At 49.3% G+C, this 21,993-nt stretch carries 15 protein-coding genes; 8 read left to right on the top strand and 7 right to left on the bottom strand.

Translation table 11 applies throughout. The features are described from left to right. The 3 genes from CMR00_11465 to hisH all read right to left on the bottom strand — a co-directional run. Positions 1-223, bottom strand: a 223-nt coding sequence (locus CMR00_11465; protein ID PIO47250.1) for a hypothetical protein, incomplete at its 3' end; no start/stop codon positions are given. A gap of 188 nt (positions 224-411) precedes the next feature. Continuing rightward, positions 412-1,191, bottom strand: a complete 780-nt coding sequence (gene hisA / locus CMR00_11460) for a 1-(5-phosphoribosyl)-5-[(5-phosphoribosylamino)methylideneamino]imidazole-4-carboxamide isomerase (GenBank protein PIO47249.1) — start codon at positions 1,189-1,191, stop codon at positions 412-414. 37 nt (positions 1,192-1,228) lie between these two features. After that, a complete protein-coding gene (gene hisH / locus CMR00_11455) occupies positions 1,229-1,834 on the bottom strand; it encodes an imidazole glycerol phosphate synthase subunit HisH (GenBank protein ID PIO47251.1) in 606 nt (201 codons plus the stop codon). A 210-nt stretch (positions 1,835-2,044) separates the two neighbouring features. Here hisH and CMR00_11450 point away from each other — a divergent pair, with 210 nt between their 5' ends. Continuing rightward, positions 2,045-2,473, top strand: coding sequence for a hypothetical protein (locus CMR00_11450; GenBank protein ID PIO47248.1), 429 nt, complete (start codon positions 2,045-2,047; stop codon positions 2,471-2,473). A gap of 10 nt (positions 2,474-2,483) precedes the next feature. On the opposite strand, the gene CMR00_11445 is transcribed toward CMR00_11450, so the two are convergent. The 4 genes from CMR00_11445 to CMR00_11430 all read right to left on the bottom strand — a co-directional run bounded on the left by CMR00_11445 (position 2,484) and on the right by CMR00_11430 (position 8,879). Continuing rightward, complete coding sequence (locus tag CMR00_11445) at positions 2,484-3,554, bottom strand: dipeptide epimerase (protein ID PIO47247.1); 1,071 nt, start codon at positions 3,552-3,554, stop codon at positions 2,484-2,486. Positions 3,555-3,565: 11 nt separating this feature from the next. Further along, positions 3,566-4,624 (bottom strand): hypothetical protein, encoded by a 1,059-nt coding sequence (locus tag CMR00_11440; GenBank protein ID PIO47246.1) that lies wholly within the window; start codon positions 4,622-4,624, stop codon positions 3,566-3,568. Positions 4,625-4,703: 79 nt separating this feature from the next. Then, entirely contained in the window at positions 4,704-6,221 is a 1,518-nt protein-coding gene (locus CMR00_11435; protein PIO47245.1) for a peptidase M28, read from the bottom strand. Positions 6,222-6,302: 81 nt separating this feature from the next. Further along, entirely contained in the window at positions 6,303-8,879 is a 2,577-nt protein-coding gene (locus tag CMR00_11430; protein ID PIO47244.1) for a zinc carboxypeptidase, read from the bottom strand. On the opposite strand from CMR00_11430, the gene CMR00_11425 reads away from it, so the two are divergent. The 7 genes from CMR00_11425 (at position 8,879) to CMR00_11395 (ending at position 21,773) form a co-directional block, all read left to right on the top strand. Further along, positions 8,879-9,124 (top strand): hypothetical protein, encoded by a 246-nt coding sequence (locus CMR00_11425; GenBank protein ID PIO47243.1) that lies wholly within the window; start codon positions 8,879-8,881, stop codon positions 9,122-9,124. The genes CMR00_11430 and CMR00_11425 overlap by 1 nt on opposite strands. A 56-nt stretch (positions 9,125-9,180) precedes the next feature. Continuing rightward, positions 9,181-12,204 (top strand): hypothetical protein, encoded by a 3,024-nt coding sequence (locus tag CMR00_11420; protein PIO47242.1) that lies wholly within the window; start codon positions 9,181-9,183, stop codon positions 12,202-12,204. Between the two features lie 23 nt (positions 12,205-12,227). Next, positions 12,228-16,052 (top strand): hypothetical protein, encoded by a 3,825-nt coding sequence (locus CMR00_11415; protein ID PIO47241.1) that lies wholly within the window; start codon positions 12,228-12,230, stop codon positions 16,050-16,052. Positions 16,053-16,061: 9 nt separating this feature from the next. Further along, a complete protein-coding gene (locus CMR00_11410) occupies positions 16,062-17,063 on the top strand; it encodes a hypothetical protein (protein PIO47240.1) in 1,002 nt (333 codons plus the stop codon). A 74-nt stretch (positions 17,064-17,137) separates the two neighbouring features. Continuing rightward, positions 17,138-18,421, top strand: a complete 1,284-nt coding sequence (locus CMR00_11405) for a glucose/galactose MFS transporter (protein PIO47239.1) — start codon at positions 17,138-17,140, stop codon at positions 18,419-18,421. Beyond that, positions 18,375-20,240, top strand: a complete 1,866-nt coding sequence (locus CMR00_11400) for a hypothetical protein (protein ID PIO47238.1) — start codon at positions 18,375-18,377, stop codon at positions 20,238-20,240. Before CMR00_11405 ends, CMR00_11400 begins: the two co-directional genes overlap by 47 nt. 78 nt (positions 20,241-20,318) lie before the next feature. Further along, a complete protein-coding gene (locus tag CMR00_11395) occupies positions 20,319-21,773 on the top strand; it encodes a metal-independent alpha-mannosidase (GenBank protein PIO47237.1) in 1,455 nt (484 codons plus the stop codon). The last annotated feature ends 220 nt before the right edge of the window (positions 21,774-21,993 follow it).

Here is a 21,993-nt window from a genome sequence, read left to right as displayed (position 1 = left end):
AACTGAATTTTGCAACGCCCTCAGGGACAGAGCGCGCAGGAATTGTAACAATTGTGCCGAAGAAGTGCGGGCGCAGGTTTTCGGTCTCGCAAAGCTCGACGATGTCGTCCCAGAGCGTTTGCCATTCTTTGCGTTCCCAGCTATATGGACGCTGAAAGAGCGGCACGAGGTATTGCTTTGCATCGCCGAGTAATTCTACCAGTCGCGTAACAGAGGCTTCCATGTGAGTATGGGTGAAAAACTTGGAATAAAACTTGTTTGAATTTACAAGTGGGCTGAGTCATCTCAAAGTTGTGGAATTGGGGGAAGTTAGGCAAGTGTGCAGTGAGCAAACCAGTGGTGTTCAGGCTTGCAAGAGCGCGAAGAAAATGCTGATGCAGCTGTCAGCATGGTGTAGATGTGGAACGGCCATCAAATGGGGCAGCGCCGCACGGCTGTAGAGAAGTTGGTGTCGAGTGGGATGTCTTTCTCGTAAAGATGCCAGAGTTTTTGACAGGGGAAAGTCTCTTCGTAGAGTGCTTTGCCGATGATGACAGAATCTACGCCGAGTGGTTTTAATTCGCCAAGTGCAATAAAATCTTTGTAGGATGCAACGCCGCCGGATGCCGTAACTTTCAGATGAGTCTGTTCGGCAAAGCGTTTGAGCGCCGCATAACTGATGCCTGTAAGCATGCCATCTTTGGAAATGTCCGTGTAGATGACGCGTTCCACACCCAAGTCTTTCATTTTCAGACCCAGTTCAACGTCTGTAAGTGCACTCTCGCTTGTCCAGCCATTGACTCTCGGTATGCCGTTTTTAGCGTCGATACCGATGACGATTTTCTTTGCGTCAAATTCTTTGATGAGTTCAGCGACAAGATTGGGGTTGGTTACTGCAGCTGAACCAATGATAATGCGACAGACGCCGATTTGCAGATATCGCTCCGCATCTTGCATGGTGCGAATGCCGCCACCGACTTCTATGGGAATATCAAGGGTTTCTACAATGCGCTTGATAGTCTCAAAATTCTGTGGTGAGCCTTTAAGTGCCGCATCGAGATCGACAAGGTGCAGCATTTTGGCATTCTGTTTGCGCCAAAGAATCGCCATGTCGCAGGGGTTATCTAAGTAGACTTTTTCGCGCGCAAAATCGCCTTGTGTGAGTCTGACGCATTTCTGATCTCGAATGTCAATAGCAGGTATGATCAGCATAGCAGACCTCGTCGCAGTTTAGGGTTAGAACTCAAGCTTAATGCCTTGCAAAATTTTTCAGAATTTTTAAGCCTGATTCACCTGACTTCTCTGGATGAAACTGCACAGCAAAGATATTATTTTTCTCGATGCCTGCTGTAAAGCTTACGCCAGCGTAAAAGGCTTCTGCAGCAATGCAAGGCTCGGTCATATCGCAGTAGTAAGAATGCACGAAATAGAAGTATTCCCCTTCATCGATGCCTTTGAACAGCGCAGAGTGGCGATGTATACGGTCTAAGCTATTCCAGCCAATCTGCGGCACTTTGTCTTTCGTACTATCGAACTTGCGCACATGTCCAGACAGCAAATTTAAGCCCTGATGCAGTCCCATTTCTTCGCTTTGGGTAAGTAAGAGTTGCATACCTAAGCAGATGCCAAGCAGGTCACGACCTTTATCGGCGTGTTCAGCAATGGCTTCAGCAAAGCCTGTACGGTGCAGAGCATCTATCGCTTTACCAAAAGCACCGACGCCGGGCAGCAAAATTTTCTTGGCGGTGGCAATCTCGCACGGCTGATTTGTCAAGCGAGCCGGAATGCCCAAGTACTCAAAGGCTTTTTGCACTGAGCGCAAGTTGCTTGCGCCATAATCAAGAATGAGAATCACAGCTGTGTAAGCTCGTGCAATCTGTTGTGTCAAAAATGCGCAACTCAAGAAAATAACTTGTAAGTTTAAGCATTGTGGCGCGCTTATCAAAGCGTTTTTGAAGCAGATTAGAGGATGGCGTAGTTTTGCGGCGCGCACATTTTATTTTTATGGCTAAAAGAGTACCTGCTGCATCACATGCGTGGTATTGTCGAACCCTAGCAGCTTGATATGGAAAACAACATAGCGCTTCGAATTTTTAGCTTTGCCGTACTTCTGATGGGGGCGGTCTTTATGATCTTTGGCGTGGTGAGCCAGTATCGACAGTTTCAAGTCCAGACATGGGCGGAGACAAAAGGCAACATCACGCACTCTGATTTTGTCGACGATAGCGAAGGCGGCAGGTTAACAATCGAGTATGAATACAGCGTGGCAGGCATGCGTTTTCAATCAACACAGCTTGCGCCTGCCTTTATGCTGTACAACGCACGTGAGATGGCAAACAAATATCCTGTCGGTGCAGCTGTAACCGTCTACTACAATCCTGACAATCCTGAGGAGGCGGTGTTAGAGCGGCAAAGCGCTGTAACATGGGTGCCTATCTTTGTGGGAGCACTATGCCTAGTCATAGCTGCTATATTGTTTTTCGTGGTTCAATAGACGTGTGTGCTCAAAGCGAAGGGGTGAGACCAAGTCCGGGGCGGTCAAGCGGACGCATGATGCCGTGCTGCAGTTCAAAGCCGCCGACAACGACATCGCGAGCAAGGTCAAGACTGCCATCAAGGTCGAGATACTTTGTGGCACTTGAAGCAAATGCAAGGTGCAAAGCAGCAGCGATGCTAATTGCACTTTCATCGTTGCAGCCCCACATCAACTCTATATCCGCATGTTCTGCAATGGTAACAATTTCACGGGCGCTTGTAATGCCGCCACATTTCATGAGTTTAATGTTGAAAATACGGCAGGCTCTGGGTGGCGCAGCAAGTTTCAGGGCATCGCTGGCGTAAAGCAGGGATTCATCCGCAGCAAGCATGGCTTTAGTGTCGTCAGGCAAGGATTTCATATCATCAATGGCAGCGGCAGGCAATGGCTGCTCAATGAGCTCGAGGTCAAGTGTGCGCGTCTGTTCAACAAAGCGTTTCAAGGTAGCCACATCATAGCCTTGATTTGCATCGACACGAAGGCGAGCACGATGACCGACATGCTCATGCAGCTTGACAAGCCGCTCTACATCTTCTTCGAGTGACTGTCCAATTTTAACCTTGAGAATCTGAAACTGCCGTCCAAGATATTCTTCTGCTTCTTGCAAGGTTTCCTCTATACCTTTAATGCCAATCGTGATAGAAGTTGGCAATGCATCAAGTTTCTGACCTAAGAATTTCACCAGTGGCACATTCAGGTATTGTGTGAAAGCATCGTGCAGTGCAATATCCAAAGCAGCCATTGCTCCGACATTGTGTGCATAGCGTTGCCGAACGGCATGGCAGCACTCACCGAAAGCGCAGATGTTGCGCCCAAGAAGCCATGCAAAATCATCTTGCTTCAAGTCGTGCAAGACCTCATCGAGCGAGACGCCAACGACCTGCGGTGAAGGATTCGATGCACCATAGCCTACGATACCGTTTTCAAGAGCAACTTCGACGATGACGTTTTCAACCGAAGTAACGCTTTTGTAAGCAATCGTGTAAGGTCGAGTAAGCTCCAAATTTTCTTTGCGAAGGCGCACAGCGGCAATTTTCATCGGCAGCGGTATCAAATGTTAAAGAAACGGCGAATAGCAGCGAGTGCTTCATCGACACCTTCTTCGAGCGGCAAGATAACAGGGATACCCAATTCCTCACGATATTGCATCTTGAGCTGCCATGCTTGTTGAGGGGTTAGCCCCTCAGTGTTTAGTGCCAGTGCAAGCGTTTCAGCACCAAGCAAACGAATGAGCTCAATTTCACTTTTCACGGAAGGGATCTCAACGGGAAAATTCTCTGTGCCTTTGAAATAACGGCGCGAGGGTTTGTGCTGCAAAACAACGCCCTTGGCTTGCCCTGAGATAATAAACTCACTGCCACATGGACCTAAAGGATTGCGCAGGGCAGATTGTCCTTCAATGAACATGATGTCGGGCTTGGCTTCCTCGAAGCACCGCACCAGCACACTTTCGATTTCACCGGTGATAAAGTCATTGATTGTGGCATCAAAAATAAAGCCATACTTGCTGCCTTGCATCCAGCCAGTTTGACCGGTGTAGATCATTTCTGCGCGCAAGCCTTGTGCGCATGCAGCTTGTGTGAGAAAGCGGCAAGTGGTGCGTTTGCCCAAAGCGCAGTCTGTCCCCAAAACTGCAACACGCGGCGTAGTAACTTTGTGAATGCGTCCCGACCAATACGACAGCTCTGATGTGGGCTTGGGTTTGCGCACATCAATGAGTTGCACGCCATGCTGCGCAGCAAGGGCTTGAAAGTCGGGCATCTCGGAGAGAAAATCGTGCAAGCCATTGACAATGGATAGTCCTGCACGAATCGCGTCTTTAAGCGTGGCTTGAAAGTCTTCGGGCAGCTTACCGCCTGCAACAGCAATGCCCACGATGCAGAAATCAATCTTCTGCTCAATCTTTTCAAGGGCTTCAGCAAGCGAAGCAAAGACGGGAATCTGCCGTGCCTTGCCATCTAAGACAACGCCGGCATCTTTGCCAGCACTGACCTGATCGAGAATGCCTAGAATCTTGAAGCGCTCTGTGCCGCGAATCAGCCCATGCGCAGTTTTTGCATGTTGTGTGTGGAGCAAGCCGTTGGTGAAAACAAGTGCAGTGCCGTCCATTGAGTTTGATGATAGTGTCTGGTGTTTTTTGCGTCTGTTTCCAGTAGGATATAACTCTACAAAGATACGTTAGTGCAAGTTATTGCATGCCATAGAGGCGCTTGAATGCAGGCTCGTATTTGTCGCCATTCTGCCAGCGTGGTCGCTCACGTCTATCAGCGATGCGTCGTGCGGCGTGAATGTAGGCTTGACAGAAGCGGTGCAAATACGCAAAATTAAAATACTCATCAGGTTGGTCAGCCACTTGGTGATAGTATTTGCCAATTTCTGCATCAAAACTTCTAAAGCCTTCGCTGAAGGTTGGTGCAGGAATGCCTTTCATAGCGAAATTGACATTATCGGAGCGGTCGAAAAGATTTTGATCAGGTGCAGGGTCTGAGACGACGCCTAAGCCAAAAGCCTTTGCGCCCTCTGCAAGATCTTGCATCGCTGTGGTGCGTTCCCAACCAATGACAGTAACGATAGTAGTGTCGTTGTAGCCAGCGCCATCAACGTTCAAATTGAAGACGATTTTATCGAGCGGCAGGAGTGGATGCTCTACAAAGTATTGGCTACCTAACAAGCCAACTTCTTCTGCTGTCAAGGCAAGGCAGATGATGGAGCGTTTGGGTGGTTTTTGAGCAAAGGCTTTGGCGGCAGCAAGCAAAGCGGTTGTGCCCATGCCGTTATCGCGTGCGCCATTGAAAATGGTGTCGGTTTGATTCGGTTGCTGCCTTGTGCCAATATGGTCGTAATGCGCGCTAAGCAAGACATACTCATTTTTGAGTTTTGGGTCGCTGCCCTCAATGAAGCCGATGACGTTTTGCGATGAGATTGGCTCACGCACAAGTCCGCTGGTTGAAAGTGAGCCTGTAAGCAAAGGTTGGGTTTTGAGTTGTGCGGCAAGTTTGCCACTACCATCGTTGAGCCAGAGGTAGGGCATATCGGATGCTAAGGTTGTACGCAGCACAATGGTTTCACGGTTAGCAAATTGCACAATGAATGTCCAGGCGATAGAAGCATTGTAGAGTTCAACTACCGCAAGGGCACCGCGTGAGGTTGCAGCTTTTTGTTTGGCTTCACGCCAGCGAAACGCTTCGCGCAGGTCGGCACTGTCAGAAGCACCAAGTTTGACGATAACGATTTTGCCCTTGACATCTAATCCTGCGTAATCATCACGGCCAGTTTCCTCATCGACAATACCATATCCAGCAAAGACCACAGGGGCATGCATGTTCAAGGCACTACCGTTAAGCACAAGCATGTCTTTGCCGTGCTGCATGGTGTCGCTTCCCAGAATGAGTGTAGCGTGCTGCGGCGGTTTGATTTTGAGCAGGGGCACATGTTGGAAATAATGAGGGGCATCTGGGAGCGGTTTTAGACCATAGAGACGAAATTGTTCAGCGATGTATCGAGCGGCAACATTGTTTCCCATCTCGCCAGTCATGCGTCCCAGAAGTTCATCGGCAGCAAGGAACCGAATGTGTGCGGCAACTTCAGCTTGTGAGAGTGAAAATTCGGGTAGAACGGTCTTAGATACACTGCGCTGTTGGGCAAATGCTAATTGCGCAAAGGTAAAAACTGTTGCAATGCAAAGAAGAAAAATGGTGCGATGCATAGCGGTAGATGATGAATGGTTTGAAGAAAACTTCTCGTAAAAGTCTCACGCCTGAGGCAAAAGACAAAATTGCCTAACAGATTATTGCGTGCTCTCTTCAGAGAGCTCAAGGCTACGTGTCATCATTGAGCTGAAGAAAAGGCTATTGAGAAAAAGTGTGTTGGTGCCATACCAGAAAGCGCGAAAGTTTGGGTTGTCTGCAAAGAGAACGGCGCGTCCACTGCCTGCACGGCTAACAATAGCAGCAGCGGTATTGCGCAGCATGTCTTCATTTTGTTTGGAGATATAACCTGAAAGCAGCGGTTTTGCAGTGTATTGAATAGGTGTGGCATAGTGATTGCGTGAAAGCTCTAAGAAAAGTGTATGGTCACGAAAGAGTGCAACTTTATCGCTAGTGTAACCAAAGCAAAGCGGGTGTGAGCGATCGAGTGTCGCTTCGAAGATGGCGCCAGTGATACTTTGCGCGCGTGTATCTTTTTCAATGTTCTCGTAGGGCAAGCGGATTTTAGCAGTATCTTCTTTCGGCTTTTTGATTTTCTCTGACACGATACCGCGCTGAATAAGCCACTCTGAGGCACCTTTCATGGCGACAAGTGTGCCGCCTTGTAAAACATAGCGTCGAAGGTTGGCAACAGTGGCAGAATCGAGTGTAGTGTAACTGCCGCCGGGCATAACAATTGCAGTGTATTTGGAGAGATTCATTCGACCAAGCTGCGAAAGTTCGAGAATAGACAAATCCATATCGAAGCGTTGATCGAGCAAATGCCAGACTTCACCTGCTTCTAACGGTGAGACCCCTACTCCTGCCAGCACAGCGACACGCGGCTGTGTAACCGTTACAAAGTTTGAGCTGCCTAAACCGACAGTCGAAAGCCCTGTATTTACGGCAAAAATATCCAAGCCATTTTGCTTAGCAAGCTGTTGCATCAGCGCAAAAAGTGAATCTGAAGAAAAGCGCTGCTGACTGAGTGCCACCATCACGGTGCCATAATCAAATCGACGCTTGCCTTGCGCAGTTTGCATCTCGAAGGGTTGTAGGGTGACTTTGGTGCGGATTCCAGCTTTCTGCAGTTGGTAGAGCGCGCGTGGGGCATAGTAGGCATTCCACTCGAAGAGGTAAGCGTAATCAGCTTTTCCACCAATAACGGAGCCACTTGGAAAAACAAGTGAGTCTACACGCTTTCCATCAACACGCGCATTAAGTTCAGCATAAGGCAAGCCGAACGCCAAAGGCATGGTCCAAGCCGAGATGTCATAGAAGAGGCTATCTTGAAAAGTTGTGCGCCGCTCAAAAATGGCAGTAATCAGTCGGTATTGAGCTTGATTGGTTGGCACAGCAAAGGCTTTGCCTGCTTTGAACTGCACGCCGCTGACGGTGATGTCTTTGGTAAGCTCATAAAGTTCAATTTGATGGCGGCGCAGGATTTCAGCAAAGTGGAAATTTTTTGCAGCATCCGTAGATGAGCCAAAAAGGTAGGTTTTCACATTAGATTTTTCAGCCTCAGCAAGTGCAGAGACAAAAAAATCGCGTTGGTGTGCCAGTAGTTCTTTACGCAAAGCTAATGCGGCACGCAGCGTGGAAAATGAGGTGACAACCTGATTGCGAATGGTGAAGGGAAAAGTCAGAAGCCCATTAGCACTTTCTTGAACATGTCCGCGAGAACTGGCTTGCTCAAAGAGAATCCCGATGCAGCCTTGTAAGTCAGGATAAGTGGAGCCCTTGCCAAAGTAGAAATCATCATAATTTTCTTTAGTAAAGTAAAGCGAGCCCAGCTCGTCGAGGGCTTTGGCGTGGAAATTGCCAATGGCTTCAGTAAGTTCAATGGTGCGTTTAGGGGTCAGCGGATGGTTGCGTGATGGTACACCGGGTTGAAAGAAAAATGTGGCATTTGTACCCTGTTCATGATGATCGGTGAGAATGTTGGGTAGCCATTCGTGAAATTTGGCAAGCCGTGCTTTGCTCTCCACATGTTGAAGCGGTAGCCAATCACGATTAAGATCAAACCAGTAGTGATTAAATCTGCCCGAGGGAAAAAGTTGGTTATGCTCACGGTGTTGATGGTCGGCAATCAGGTGTTTGCCTTTGTGCATGTTTGCCCACTGTGCAAAGCGGGCGATGCCGTCAGGGTTGATGTGTGGATCGATAAGAATCACCATATTGCGTAGCCAGGTTTCGACTTCATTGTTTTGTGCGGCAGCAAGATAGTAGGCAACCAGCGGCACAGCATTGACCGCACTGGGTTCGTCGCCATGAACGCTATAGCCCATCCAGACGACAACAGGCATGGATTCAAGTGGCAAGTTTTTAGACTTTTGCGGGTTTGCAAGCTCCTTATGCTGCTGTTTGATGAACGCAAGGTTACGGCGATTCTCTGGTGAAGTAATGGTCAGCAGTAAGAGCGGTCGTGCCTCATAAGTTTTGCCAATGGTCTCGATGCTGATGCGGTCACTGGTTGCAGCAAGCGCGTAGAGGTAAGCATCGATTTGGTCGGGGCGCAAGTGCCAGTCACCCACTTGGAAGCCGAAGAAGGCTTCAGGCGTGGGCACTTGTGGGTTGTAGTCGCCCTTAGGCAAGTAGTAATCGAGTTTGACTTGTGCGGCAAGAAGGGTGGTGATGAGAAGCAATGAGGGAAGAAAGAAAAGAAACTGTAGTATCATTGCTTAGGTGGTTTGTTGTTGATAAGATTCCCATAAAGAATTTGCCATGGGAAAGTTTTTTTGAATCAGACCACAATCTAAGTTTTTTTAGGGGCTTTTCGAGGGTAGAGAATGCAGCAGTCTTTCAAGAACTGGGCACGCCGTCAGCTATGCATGCCATAGAAGCCCCTCATGGCATCAAAGAAAAAATCGGGAGCGAATTTTTTGCGACTTGCCATTTGGTAAAGCGCACGTTAATCGATTAAATTCAAGATAAAAGCAAGTTCAAGGTAAAGAACGAGCGACTTTTAGCGACTCTACTATGGCAATGACGGCACAACCCTTTTCTTTCTACAGACGCTTCCGCTTCGTGATAGCATGCAGCCTGAGTCTGTGCTTTCTTTGTGTTAGCCTTGCCTTTGCAACGTGGGCTTCTGGTGCAGTGCTGGGTACGACGGGTAAAATTGTGGGGACGGTTATTGATGCAAACACCAAAGAGCCGCTAATCGGGGCGCGAGTGGTTGTAGAAGGCACAACGCTCGGTGCAAATACAGACATCAATGGCAACTATGTGATTCTTAATGTGCCGCCCGGGGTCTATAAAGTGCGTGCAAGCTATGTTGGTTATCAAACCAAAGTGGTGACAAATGTGCGCGTCAGAGCTGATTACACAGAGCGTGTCGATTTTGCCTTAGCGCTTGAGGATGTCCGCACGGAGGAAATCGTAGTCAAAGCTGAACGTCCGCTGGTCATCAAAGATCAAACTTACTCTGCGGCGGTCGTGGGCGCTGAAGAAATTCAAGCCTTGCCTGTCGAGGACATCAATCAAGTAATTGGCATTCAAGCAGGGGTGGTCGGTGGCAGTTTTCGTGGCGGTCGACGCAATGAAGTCGCGTATCTGGTCGATGGAATTTCAGTAACCGACGTCTTCGACGGCAACTTTGGGCGCACCTTTGCGGCAGGTGCGTCGAACTTCATTGATCCGCAAACCATTCAAGAAGTGCAGGTCATCTCTGGTGCATTCAATGCAGAATATGGACAAGCCATGTCTGGCATTGTCAATATCATCACCAAAGATGGGGGCGAGCGGTATACTGGACAACTCATGATGTATGGTGGCAATTACCTTACGCTGCGTACTGATCTCTACCGCGGTCTCTCCATCAATCCGTTGAACATTCCCAACGTGCAAGCCAATGTCAGCGGACCTATACCGATGACGGATAACAAACTGACATTCTATGCGGCAGGACGCTTTTTTGCTAACGAAGGATTTCTGTATGGCATTCGCCAGTATCAGCCTGACGACATTATTTCGCTGCTGGATTTGCCAAACAATCCGTACAGCCAACTGCAGACGCCTTTTCCGGCGATTCGCGGTCGCTTTGCAGTAGGCGATCGCGGCTTTGGGACAGTAACTTTTCCGGGCAACCCACCTTCGCCGCCGCTGGCGTTAGATGAGCGCGGACGTGTGATCGTCGACCGTGAAAACGGAACTATTGTTGCAGTGCCTTACAATCCCACACCGACGAATCTGTTTCTCTTTGACAACTATCGTAACTTAGGCACAGGCGACAATCGTCCAGTGCCGCTCAATCCTTATGTGCGTGGCTCATTTCAAACCAAACTCACCTACAAGCCACTGGATGTCTTCAAAATTTCCTACAGCCTCAACTATGAAAATGAACGCTTTCGCTCCTACGACCATGTCTGGTCGCGCAATCCCGATGGTGACCACACCTTTTTCCGCAACACGCTCAATCACATTTTGAAAGCAACTTACACAATCAGCAGTACGGCGTTTTTGGATGCAACCTACTCGAATTTCAACACGCGCTCACAAAATTATGTCTTTGAAGATGCCTTAGACCCGCGCTATCAATTTCCGGGCTTGCCACTGAGTGTCGGGCAAGGGGATTTCTTCTTTGCAGGCGGTACAAAAAATGAGCGGCTTGATCGACGCACCGTAACCAATCATTTTCGCGCTGATGTGACGAACCAGCTGAGTGAAGTGCATTTGATTAAAACCGGCATTGATCTCAAGGTGCATCAGCTGGAGTACAGTGATTTGCGTGTGCGTGATCGTTTTGAGAACGGTGTGCCAAATCTTACCGATGGATTTCAGCCTGAGCTTGCCGACCCTATCAACGAATTAGAAGGCGGTGAACTATACACGCGCAGCCCGATAGAGTTTGCGGCGTATCTTCAAGATAAGATTGAATTTGGCAATTTTGTGATCAATATCGGGGTACGCTTTGACTACTTTGATGCGCGCGCCCAAGTACCACGCGACCCTAGCGACCCGAGCGAGTTCATCAAACTGCTGCCTGATAGCATTTTTGCAGAGCGCAATGGCACAACCGAACGCCTCAAGCCAGCGACACCCAAGTTTGCATTCAGTCCGCGGCTAGGTATCTCGTTCCCTGTAACAGAGCGCGGTTTGGTCTATTTCTCATTTGGGCAATTCTTCCAGATGCCGCCGCTCGCACTGCTTTTTGAAAATTCACGCTACAAGTATGGCGAACAAGCCGGCGCAGGAGGCTTTATCGGACCATTTGGTAACCCCGACATTCGACCACAACGCACCACCAGTGGCGAACTAGGCTTACAGTTGCAAATTGGCGAAACCATCGGCGCAACCCTGACCGCCTACTTTCGTGATATTCGCGATCTGGCAAGCTCTGCCTTCATTCGCGACCTTGTAAATGGCGCGCAGTATTTCATTTTTGACAACTTCGACTACGGCTTTGTACGCGGCATAACGCTCTCAATCACACAGCAGGTCTCCAACAGTCTCAACTTCGGTATTGATTACACCCTGCAACTAGCCCAAGGCAATGCCTCCGATGCCCGCACAGCTGCATTCCAACGCCGAAGTGGTGCTGAAATAGAAACCCAACTCTTGCCACTGGCTTGGGACCAGCGACACACACTAAATGCTACCATGAATTATGCTGCTGACGACTGGATGGTGGGTGTCATTGCACGCTACGGCTCAGGCTTCCCTTACACACCAGAACTCATTCCTGCACCAACAGGTGGCGTAGCGCGACTCATCAACAACGCTGGCACAACACCGCCAACTTTTACCGTCGATGTGCGTGCAACAAAGCACTTCAAAATCAATGATCTGTCGGTCGGCATTTTTGCGCAAGTCTTTAATCTCTTTGATACAGCAAACGAAATCGGGGTCTTTGAACGCACAGGGCGCGCCGTCAGCAATATCTTTTTGCCAGTCCAAAACAATCAGTTTAACACCTTGAACACAGTAGAAGAGTTCTTCGTGCAGCCATTTCGCTTCTCTGAACCGCGTCGCATCTCACTTGGAATGACGGTCAATTTTTAATGCAACTTAACTCGTCGTTGAGCATGATTCGTGCAGCGCTTTTGGTCTGTTGGTTGAGCTTGCCAGTGCTATCAGTTTGGGCACAAGGCATCACCGTGCCGCTCGAGCAGCCCTACGGATTGCAGTTTCAACGCACAAATGTGCACAATGGCAACCGTGTCAAAACCGCCTTTTTCAATCATGGGCGTGTAACAGGTGGGGAAGGAGTGTTCCCGAACGGGGCGTGGCCAGTGGAAAACAACACCTACATCGGCGACCTCAATGTGGTGATTGGTATTGAGCGCGTCTTTCAAGACACGATTGTGTTCTTAGCGACCGATCCAACGCAGCGCACAGGGCGACGGCTACGTGATGGGCGCATCGTCACCATTCCGCAGAATGCAATTGTCGACACCCTTAGCATCGGTGCACAGCGTGGGGTGTTTATTGCCGATACCTCATGGTTTGTAACTGCAAATCCCAGTGTGCGATTCCGGCGCACCGAAAAAAATCCGGGCGGTCTTTTCTACGGGCTTACTCCATTTGCAGGATTTTTCAATCCACGCCAAGATCGCATCGCGATGAGCCACCTGCCCGAAACCTGGCCCGATCGCTGGCCCGACCAACCAACTTGGATTGACCCGCAGACGGGACGCGCACAATGGAACGGCTACTTTGGGCGTGGAATCACAAATGCAGACCAAGAAAGTTACTTTGTGGCAACAGATGCAACCGACCGACAATGGTTCGATGCCTATGGCTTTTTACCATATCCAGGTGATACACGGCGATATGGCGCTGGACTGGTGGTCTCTGTGCGTGGCTTACAGTTCTCAAACTTCCTTGCACAAGATAACATCTTCTGGATTTACGACATCAAAAACGATTCACGCTTCGACTACGACAAAGTCTTCTTCGGCTCTGTTGTTGGCACAAACATTGGCGGTACACCAGCGGCAGGCGGTATCTCGTTCTTCGACCAAAGTCGCTCCATTACCTATAGCCGCGCTACTTCACCGCGCAACGTGGCTGGCAATTGGGACTTGCGGTTTCCAGTCGGACTGTTAGGACTAGCGTTCTTGGAAAGTCCGGGCAATCCTTATGATGGAATTGACAACGATGGTGACTGGCGTAATACAGGGCGAAACGCAACACGCACGCCTCCACAGTTCAACATCAATGGCGGAACAGGACCATACGACTTCGACCTCACCACGCGCACAACTGACCCTGAATCAGGGCGTGAAGTGTTTTTCTTTCGAAGGGTCTTGCGCGCAGGCGACCCAATTATTCTCATTGAGCGGCAGCGACGGCGCATTGCAAAGTATGACAATGAGATTACAGTCTATGTTCGTCGCGCCCTCACGGTGCCAGAGCGCGATACCGTCGTGGTCTCACTGGGCAAACGCTTCACAATCGGACCAAATCGCGTGCTTACCGAAATTCCAAACAACACGCTGGACGACAATCTCAACGGCATCATTGACGAAAATTACATTTTGCATGTCGATAGACGCGTTACAGAATTTGACCTCATCACGCAGCAATCGCGCGCACGCAGTTTGCCACCCTTGCACTACATTGACTACATTGCGCTGGCACAAGAATTTCCGACAGGCTTACCTGAAGGCTCTGGTATTTTAGACCCGATTGTCATCAATCAAAGCCTTTATCCGATGATTGATGAACGGCGCGATGATGGTTTTGACAACAACGGTAATGAAGATGGCAGCGAACTGTTCTTGGATGCACGCGATGTCAATGAAGCAGACCAAATTGGACTGACCAGTTTTGCGTTCGGCACAAACAACGATTTTGATTTAGGCAACATTTCTGAAATGGTGCGCTCAACCCGACCGGGGCGCTTCGATCTCATTCCAGCAGATGTAATTGATGGCGATTACATGTATGGCTCAGGCTATTTCCCGCTGGGCGCTGGGCAAACTGAGCGTTTCTCAATTGCACAAGTCTATGGCACGGATGAACTCAACATTCTAAGTAATCGCGATATTGTGCAAGCCATTTATGATGCCAACTACAATTTTGCACGCCCGCCTCAGCCGGTGCCACGCCTACGTGCCTACACCGATAAAGACCGAGTCACGCTCTATTGGGATAGCGAGTCCGAAAACTACCGTGATGAATTTATCCGTCGTCGCTTGGGCTTGCCACAAGGCACGAACGATCCGCGCGTGAAAAACTTCGAAGGATACAAAATCTATAAAGCCACCGACCCCAATTTCTCTGATGCACTGGTCATTACGGATTCACGTGGGCAGCCAGCACAGCAACTGCGTCCAATTGCGCAGTTTGATTTAGACAACGATGTCAGTGGTAATTTCCCATTGACTTCTCGCGCACTCTTAGAACAATCGCGCGGCATCGCCTACTTCCTTGGAAGTAACACAGGACTAGCACGCACCTTCACCGATTCGAATGTGGTGAACGGCAAAACATACTTCTATGCCGTCGTAGCTTACAACCGTGGCGATACCGCGCTAGGGCTCTATCCTTCTGAAAATCCAGTGAGTGCGCGTCCCGATGGGCGGGGCAATTTTCTCTTGGGACCAAATGTGGTAGCGGTAACGCCCGGCGCAAAAGTCGCAGGCTTTGAAAATCCGATGGGCTTCACCGGTGAGCTCGAGCCTGTTCGACGCAACAACCGACCGCCAGTCGGCGATGGCAAAGTGCGCTATACCACGCTGAATCCAAAGGAAATCGAAGACCGTGACTACATCATAGAATTTCAAGACACTTCGGATGACGGTATAGACAACGATGGCGATGGACGCAAAGATGCAGAAGATGCAAAAGAGCTGGCTAAAATTACGGCATCGTTTCGTGTGATTGATGTAACCAATCCTGCACGTCCTGATACGATTATTCGCAAGAGCACACTCCCGCTCTCTAATCGACGCTCGTATCGACGAAACACCAATCTGTATGTCGCTGACGACCAGATTTTCAAAGGCATATTGCTCACGATTGAAAATGACATTGATGTGCGTTTTGATGCATTGCGTTCAGGCTGGCAGCGTACAGGCCCCGATGCAGCGCCAAATACCTACAATGTAAGCGTAACGCCAGTTGGACCTGAAACCTTTGAGACCGCAGCAGCTGTCTTTCAGCATGTGGCACAAGCCAATGATTTTGAAATTGAGATTGTAGAAAACAATACCAGCAGTGCAATCAACTTCCGACGCGGCGAAGTCATTCGCTCGATTCCAGCACAGCCATGCAATTTTGTGGTGCGCAACCTTACCACAAGAGAGCCGGTGCGATTTTTCTTCCCAGTCAATTCATTCAATACGCGCTTAGATACAAACCTCGTACAAATTGCTATTGCCTTTTCACCTTCATCATTGCCCGACGGCACCGATTCGCTGTTTAGCTGGGTGATTAGCTTTGTACCAACTCGCCTTCAACCTGCAAGACGACCGCGCATTGGAGATAAGTACATTGTTTGCTTTGTAAAGCCCTTTGCCAGTGGTGATCAATTTCGCTTGCAAGCGCGTGCGGTGCGTGTCAATGAAGCAGCAGCCAAAGATGCCTTAGAGCGCGTGAAAGTTGTGCCTAACCCGTATCTAGCGCGCAGTCTCTACGAAGGGGCGCTGCCGCCTGGCGTACAAACAGGACGCGGCGAACGTGTTATCACCTTTACAAATGTGCCGCAGAATGCCACAATTCGCATCTACACTGCACGTGGTGATTTTGTGCGCGAGCTGCGTCAAGATAGCAGTGTGGAGGGCACCGTGCGCTGGGATTTACGTACGCGAGATGGCTTGGATGCTGCGTACGGACTGTACTTCTACCACCTTGATGCGCCGGGCATTGGCACAAAAACAGGAAAATTTGCGCTCATCAAATAGCACATCACCATGACGAAACTTCTCGTGAGCGTCCTTATGCTAATCTTACCCCTGAGCCTTGCAGCACAATCGCGTGTGGCAACCACGGCCGCACAATTTCTGGGTATCGGCATCGGTGCGCGAGCCATTGCCATGGGCAGCGCACATATTGCCGCGTCCCCTGATGTAGCTTCGCTGTACTGGAATCCAGCAGGTATTGCACGCAATACAGGCGTACAACTGGGCGCCGTGCACTCACGCTGGCTCGTGGGCACGACAATGAACTGGGCAGGACTGACATACAATCTGCCAAACATTGGCACCTTTGGCGCTGCAGCCACATGGCTAGCATCCGGCGATATTGAGCGCACCACCGAACTGCAGCCCGATGGCACCGGCGATTTTTTCTCGGTCAATGACGTGGCTATTCAACTCAGCTATGCAACCTCACTGACCAATCGGTTCTCGGTCGGTGGCAGCGCAAAATTTATCAGCCAGTCCATCTGGACGGCATCGGCAACAGGTCTGGCGTTGGATTTAGGCATTCTCTTCGATGTAACGGACTTTCTGCGCCTTGCTGCCACAATGTATAACTTCGGCACACAGATGAGCATAACAGGCAATGCGCTACTGGTAACAGCTTCAACAGGTACAGGAGCCGCAGGCGAAAATAACGGCATTCCGGCACGACTGGCAACCGACAACTGGAACCTGCCGCTCGTCTTCAAAATTGGGCTGGCCTTGCAAGCCTACAAAGACAAAGATCATCTCGTGGTACTGGCGCTGGATGGCGTGGCGCCTAACGACAACTACTCCTATCTTAATGTCGGCGCAGAATACGTGTGGCGCGAGCTTATCTTTTTGCGTGCAGGCTACAATACACTGCTGCTCACAGAATCCGAAATGGGGCTTGCCTTTGGTGTCGGTCTCAAATACGGCTTTGCAGGGTTCAACGTCGCGTTTGATTACACATTTCAAACCTTTGGCAAACTGAATCCACCGCAGTGGTTTTCGCTCTCGTTGCAGTTTTGAGCGTAAGTCAATGATTACAAAAAAGAAAGTTCTTACGAAACTCAAGTAATGACAATGACTAACACACTCGAATTATGGCATCACCTAATGTTCAACCATCGGTTGTGAGCACAGCCGAGGCACGCCCTAACTATACCCCAGCCTTTGCAGTTGTAACCATGCTCTTTTTTATGTGGGGATTTCTGACCTGCCTCAACGATATTCTCATTCCACATCTTAAAGCCATCTTTGAGCTAAGCTATGCACAAGCGGCGCTGATTCAATTCACGTTTTTCTCGGCATATTTTATTATGTCGCTCCCATCAGGGAAAGTGATTGCAAAGGTCGGCTACAAGCGCGGCATTGTGATTGGGCTCGGCACAGCAGGCATCGGCGCGTTACTGTTCTATCCTTCTGCAGCATTTTTTTCCTACCCACTTTTTCTGACCGCCCTCTTCGTGTTGGCTTCTGGCATCACGCTCTTGCAAGTTGCAGCAAACCCTTATGTAGCCGTGCTTGGCAGACCCGAAACCGCATCAAGCCGCTTGAACTTAGCACAAGCCTTTAATTCACTGGGTACAACGATTGCGCCTGCATTTGGCGGCTTATTGATTTTGAGCGGCTCACTCAAAACTGCAGAAGAACTGCGTACCATGACAGCCGAAGCCGTAGAACTTTACAAGCTCACGGAAGCGGCATCCGTGCAAGGTCCGTACCTTGGTCTTGCATTAGCACTCTTTGCGCTGGCAGGCCTAATTGCACTCTTCAATTTACCAGTCATTCCAACAGTTGAAGGCGATGAAGAAAAAGAAAGTGCCTTTGGTGAAGCCCTAAAACAAAAACAACTCGCTTTTGGTGCACTCGGCATTTTTCTCTATGTCGGTGCAGAAGTCTCTATCGGCAGCTTTCTGGTGAACTTCCTTGGACTGCCAAACATTCAAGGCTTAAAGGAATCTGACGCAGCAAATTTTGTCTCCTATTACTGGGGCGGCGCAATGGTAGGACGCTTTATCGGGTCAGCCTTGCTTGTGCGCATTAAGCCGGGCACACTGCTGGGCATTTTTGCAATCGTGGCGGCAACACTTGTCGTGCTAGCGCTGCTGAGTTCAGGTGCAGCTGCCATGTGGTTCATTTTGTCGGTTGGACTCTTCAACTCGATTATGTTCCCCACAATTTTCACACTCGGCATCGACGGTTTGGGCAAACTTACAAACGCAGGCTCGAGCCTTCTGATTATGGCAATTGTGGGCGGTGCGCTGTTGCCCGTTGCCATGGGGGCATTAGCCGATGCGGTAGGATTGCAAGCCGCCTTTCTTTTACCTGCACTCTGCTATGCTTACATCGCCTACTACGGCTTTCTGGGCTCAAAACATAAATAACACTCGCATGACGAAAAGATTGTCCCTACTGCTGCTGGCGTCTGCACTTGTGCAAACCCTTTACCAAACCCTTTACGCGCAAGTGCCTACTACAGGCTTGAAACTCTGGCTAAAAGCCGACGACTTACGTCTTGCAAATGGTGAATCAGTCTCACTCTGGCAAGATGCCTCAGGCAATGCACACCATGCAACCAGCTCGGGTACAGCACGACCCATGTTTTTGCAAAATCAACTGAATGGACGCCCTGTGGTACGGTTTTCAGGTACAACGGGCTTTAGCAATACAGGCACAGCAATGAATATCGCGCTGCAAACAGGTAGTGCAGTAACTGCAATTGTGGTAGCTGCCAATCGTCGTTCACTGCTCGTGCGTGAAGCCGTGGATGTCTTGCTGGCGTCAAAGACCAGCGGCGATCCAAATCAATTCACAGGCTTTGGGCTCTCGACGTACAATGGCTTTGTCAGCACAACAGCGCGAGAAATAACCGCTGAAGCACCAGGACAAGGCGCAACCGTGCGACTGCGAAAGAACGGTCGCAATGCACCACTGATGCTGAGTCAAAATGAATTTGCAGTTATAACATACCTTGGTGCAGGCATTGCAAATCGAGGAACGGTCAATGGACAAGAGGCAGGAAGTCGTGTGCGACTGGGCAGTTTCGTCGCTGAAGCACAAGGGCTTTATGGCACCAACGATATTGCAGAGATCTTGCTCTACGACCGTGCACTGTCACAGAGCGAAGTTATTGACATCGAAAACTATCTTGGGCAGAAGTATAACATTGCAACAGGCTCGGAACCGTTTGCACCCGTCGTCATCAGTGGCAAACCTTGGCGTGGGGCAGAGTATCGTACCAGAGAAACCTTCACCTACGGTCGCTTTGAAGTGCGAATGCGCTCGGTTGCAGGCAGTGGTGTGCTTAGTTCCTTTTTCACGTATCATCCTTTTACAGGAGGGCGTGAGCAGTGGAATGAAATCGATATTGAAATTCTCGGTCGCTATAGCAACGAAGTACAGTTTAATGTCATCACAGCAAATGAAGTCAGTCATGCTTATCGGCAAGTAGTAAATTTCAATCCGCATCAAGACTTTCACGATTATGCGTTTGAGTGGACGCCCACATATGTTGCATGGTTCATTGATGGGCGGGAAGTCTATAGGCAAACTGGACCGCATATTCAGACGCTCACGCGTCCACAAAAAATTATGATGAATATCTGGCAACCGATTTACACGGATTGGACAGGACCCTTCGACCCGCGCATCTTGCCGCTCTATCCGCAGTACGACAATGTGCGCTATTATGACTTTACGCCAGGACGTGGCAGCGCTGGCACAGACAATAACTTCAGCTTGCGCTGGGTCGAAAACTTCGACGAGTTCAACCCTGAACGCTGGGAACGCGCCACGCATACATGGGACGCAAACAATGCGCTCTTTGTGCCTGAAAACGTCTTCTTCCGCAACGGGGTGATGTTTCTCGGACTTACACTGCCTGAACAAGCAGGACGCTTGCTGAGCGTGTCGCGCACTGAAGCGCCTGTGCCTACTGGCTTTTCACTGTCGCAGAATTACCCAAACCCATTTAATCCGACAACAACAATTGCATACCAATTGCCCAAACCGAGCCGTGTGAGCCTCAAAGTCTATGACACGCTCGGGCGCGAGATTGCAACGCTCGTGCAAACGCGTCAGCAAGCAGGTGAATATCGTGTGCAGTTTTCCGCAGAAGCACTTGCGCTGCCAAGTGGCGTCTATCTCTATCGCTTGCAAACTGAAGAATTTAGTCAGACAAAGAAAATGATTTTGCTCAAATAAGCGCAACGAGAAATCAACCTTGCCATGCTATCAACCTTGCCATGCTGCAAAATCGGATGACGACATCATGATATCGTTATGCACTCTCGTCGTAAGTTCTTGAAAGCCACATCACTGGCTTTGGCAGGCTGGGCTGCAGGTTCAGCGTTTATGGCAGAGCAAACACCAGATGCTGGTAACCAGATTGCATTCAAAAGCCGTCGCCCTGAACCTCCAAGGCGCACATTCCACAGCGAGGCTATCGAAGCGAAAATCGAAGAAATGAAAAAGCTCATAGCCGACAAAGAATTGGCATGGCTATTTGAAAATTGCTTTCCAAACACGCTCGACACCACCGTACAGCATCATGGCATGCTCGAAGGCAAATTAGACACCTTCATTATCACAGGCGACATTGCCGCAATGTGGCTACGTGACTCAACAGCACAGCTTACGCCCTATATTCCACTCTGCAAAGCCGAAAAGAAACTGGCGGATCTTATCAAAGGTGTCATCAATCGCCAAACACGCTGCGTGCTAATCGACCCGTATGCCAATGCATTCAACTATGATAATCGTGAGCCTTCGCGCTGGCATCAAGATAAGACCGCAATGCGCAACGAACTGCATGAGCGCAAGTGGGAAATTGATTCGCTCTGCTATGTGATTCGCTTAGCTTACCTCTACTGGAAAGCAACAGATGATGCGTCGTTTATGGATAAAAGTTGGCAAACCGCTATGAAGATAATCTACGATGTCTTCCGAGAGCAGCAGCGCATGCAAAACGATGGATCATATCGATTTAAGCGAGAGTTTGCAGCATGGTATGGCGACTGCGTTGCCAACGACGGGCTGGGCTTGCCAACACGAAAGATAGGGCTAATTCACTCGACCTTTCGCCCCTCAGATGATGCGTGTCTTTTCCCGTTGCTCATTCCGTCAAACTTCTTTGCTACAGTATCGCTGCGGCAGCTCGCTGAAATGGCAGAAGCTGAATTAAATAACCCTGCCTTTGCAAGCGCCTGTCGTACCTTTGCCGATGAACTTGAGCATACTCTGGAGCAATACGCAAAGCGAGAGCATTTGCACTATGGACCCTGCTATGCATTTGAAACCGATGGCTACAGCAATTATTACTTTATGGACGATGGCAATTTACCCTCATTAATTTCGCTGCCGTATTTAGGATGTCTCAGAGCAGATGAACCAACCTATCTGAACACGCGCCGATTTATTCTTTCAGAAGACCACATGTATTTCTTCAAGGGCAAAGCAGGCGAAGGTTATGGCGGACCACATGCAGGCTGGGAAATGATTTGGCATTTGGGTATCCTTGCAGTAGCACTTACTGCAACGCACGACGATGAAATCGTAAAGCAACTTCGGCTATTAAAAACAACGCATGCAGGCACAGGCTTTATGCATGAGGCATTTCATAAAGATGATGCGAGAAAATTTACGCGCGCATGGTTTGCGTGGGCAAATTCACTTTTCGGTGAGCTAATCTTGAAACTCCATACAGAACGCGCCTATCTTCTGAGAAAAGAAATTTAGTAACACTCACAGACAAACTTTCAGACAAGCAGGCGTTTTTGAAGGACGAGCAGCGCATAAATGCGGCAGAAAGAGATAAAAGATATTGTTTTTCAAAAGTGCCGATGAACCCTTCTGAAAGTCAAAGTTTTCGTAATTTTTGCTGATGCAGTCAAAACTTTCGCCAAGTTACCCGCAAACATAAACAACCACCGTGCAGTCCATTAAACAAACAGGATTT

Origin of the sequence: [Chlorobium] sp. 445 (genome assembly GCA_002763895.1) — a bacterium.
Taxonomy (GTDB): domain Bacteria; phylum Bacteroidota; class Chlorobiia; order Chlorobiales; family Thermochlorobacteraceae; genus Thermochlorobacter.
The sequence above is the reverse complement of the archived record's forward strand: the minus strand, read 5'-3'. Positions and strand labels throughout refer to the sequence as shown.

Bases quoted from the DNA above. Each gene is read 5' to 3' on its own strand.
- CMR00_11430 (PIO47244.1), bottom strand. From the start codon at position 8,879: ATGATACTACAGTTTCTTTTCTTTCTTCCCTCATTGCTTCTCATCACC.
- CMR00_11400 (PIO47238.1), top strand. From the start codon at position 18,375: ATGCTTACATCGCCTACTACGGCTTTCTGGGCTCAAAACATAAATAAC.
- CMR00_11445 (PIO47247.1), bottom strand. From the start codon at position 3,554: ATGAAAATTGCCGCTGTGCGCCTTCGCAAAGAAAATTTGGAGCTTACT.
- CMR00_11450 (PIO47248.1), top strand. From the start codon at position 2,045: ATGGAAAACAACATAGCGCTTCGAATTTTTAGCTTTGCCGTACTTCTG.
- CMR00_11420 (PIO47242.1), top strand. From the start codon at position 9,181: ATGGCAATGACGGCACAACCCTTTTCTTTCTACAGACGCTTCCGCTTC.
- CMR00_11395 (PIO47237.1), top strand. From the start codon at position 20,319: ATGCACTCTCGTCGTAAGTTCTTGAAAGCCACATCACTGGCTTTGGCA.
- CMR00_11405 (PIO47239.1), top strand. From the start codon at position 17,138: ATGGCATCACCTAATGTTCAACCATCGGTTGTGAGCACAGCCGAGGCA.
- CMR00_11410 (PIO47240.1), top strand. From the start codon at position 16,062: ATGACGAAACTTCTCGTGAGCGTCCTTATGCTAATCTTACCCCTGAGC.
- CMR00_11440 (PIO47246.1), bottom strand. From the start codon at position 4,624: ATGGACGGCACTGCACTTGTTTTCACCAACGGCTTGCTCCACACACAA.
- CMR00_11415 (PIO47241.1), top strand. From the start codon at position 12,228: ATGATTCGTGCAGCGCTTTTGGTCTGTTGGTTGAGCTTGCCAGTGCTA.
- hisA (PIO47249.1), bottom strand. From the start codon at position 1,191: ATGCTGATCATACCTGCTATTGACATTCGAGATCAGAAATGCGTCAGA.
- CMR00_11435 (PIO47245.1), bottom strand. From the start codon at position 6,221: ATGCATCGCACCATTTTTCTTCTTTGCATTGCAACAGTTTTTACCTTT.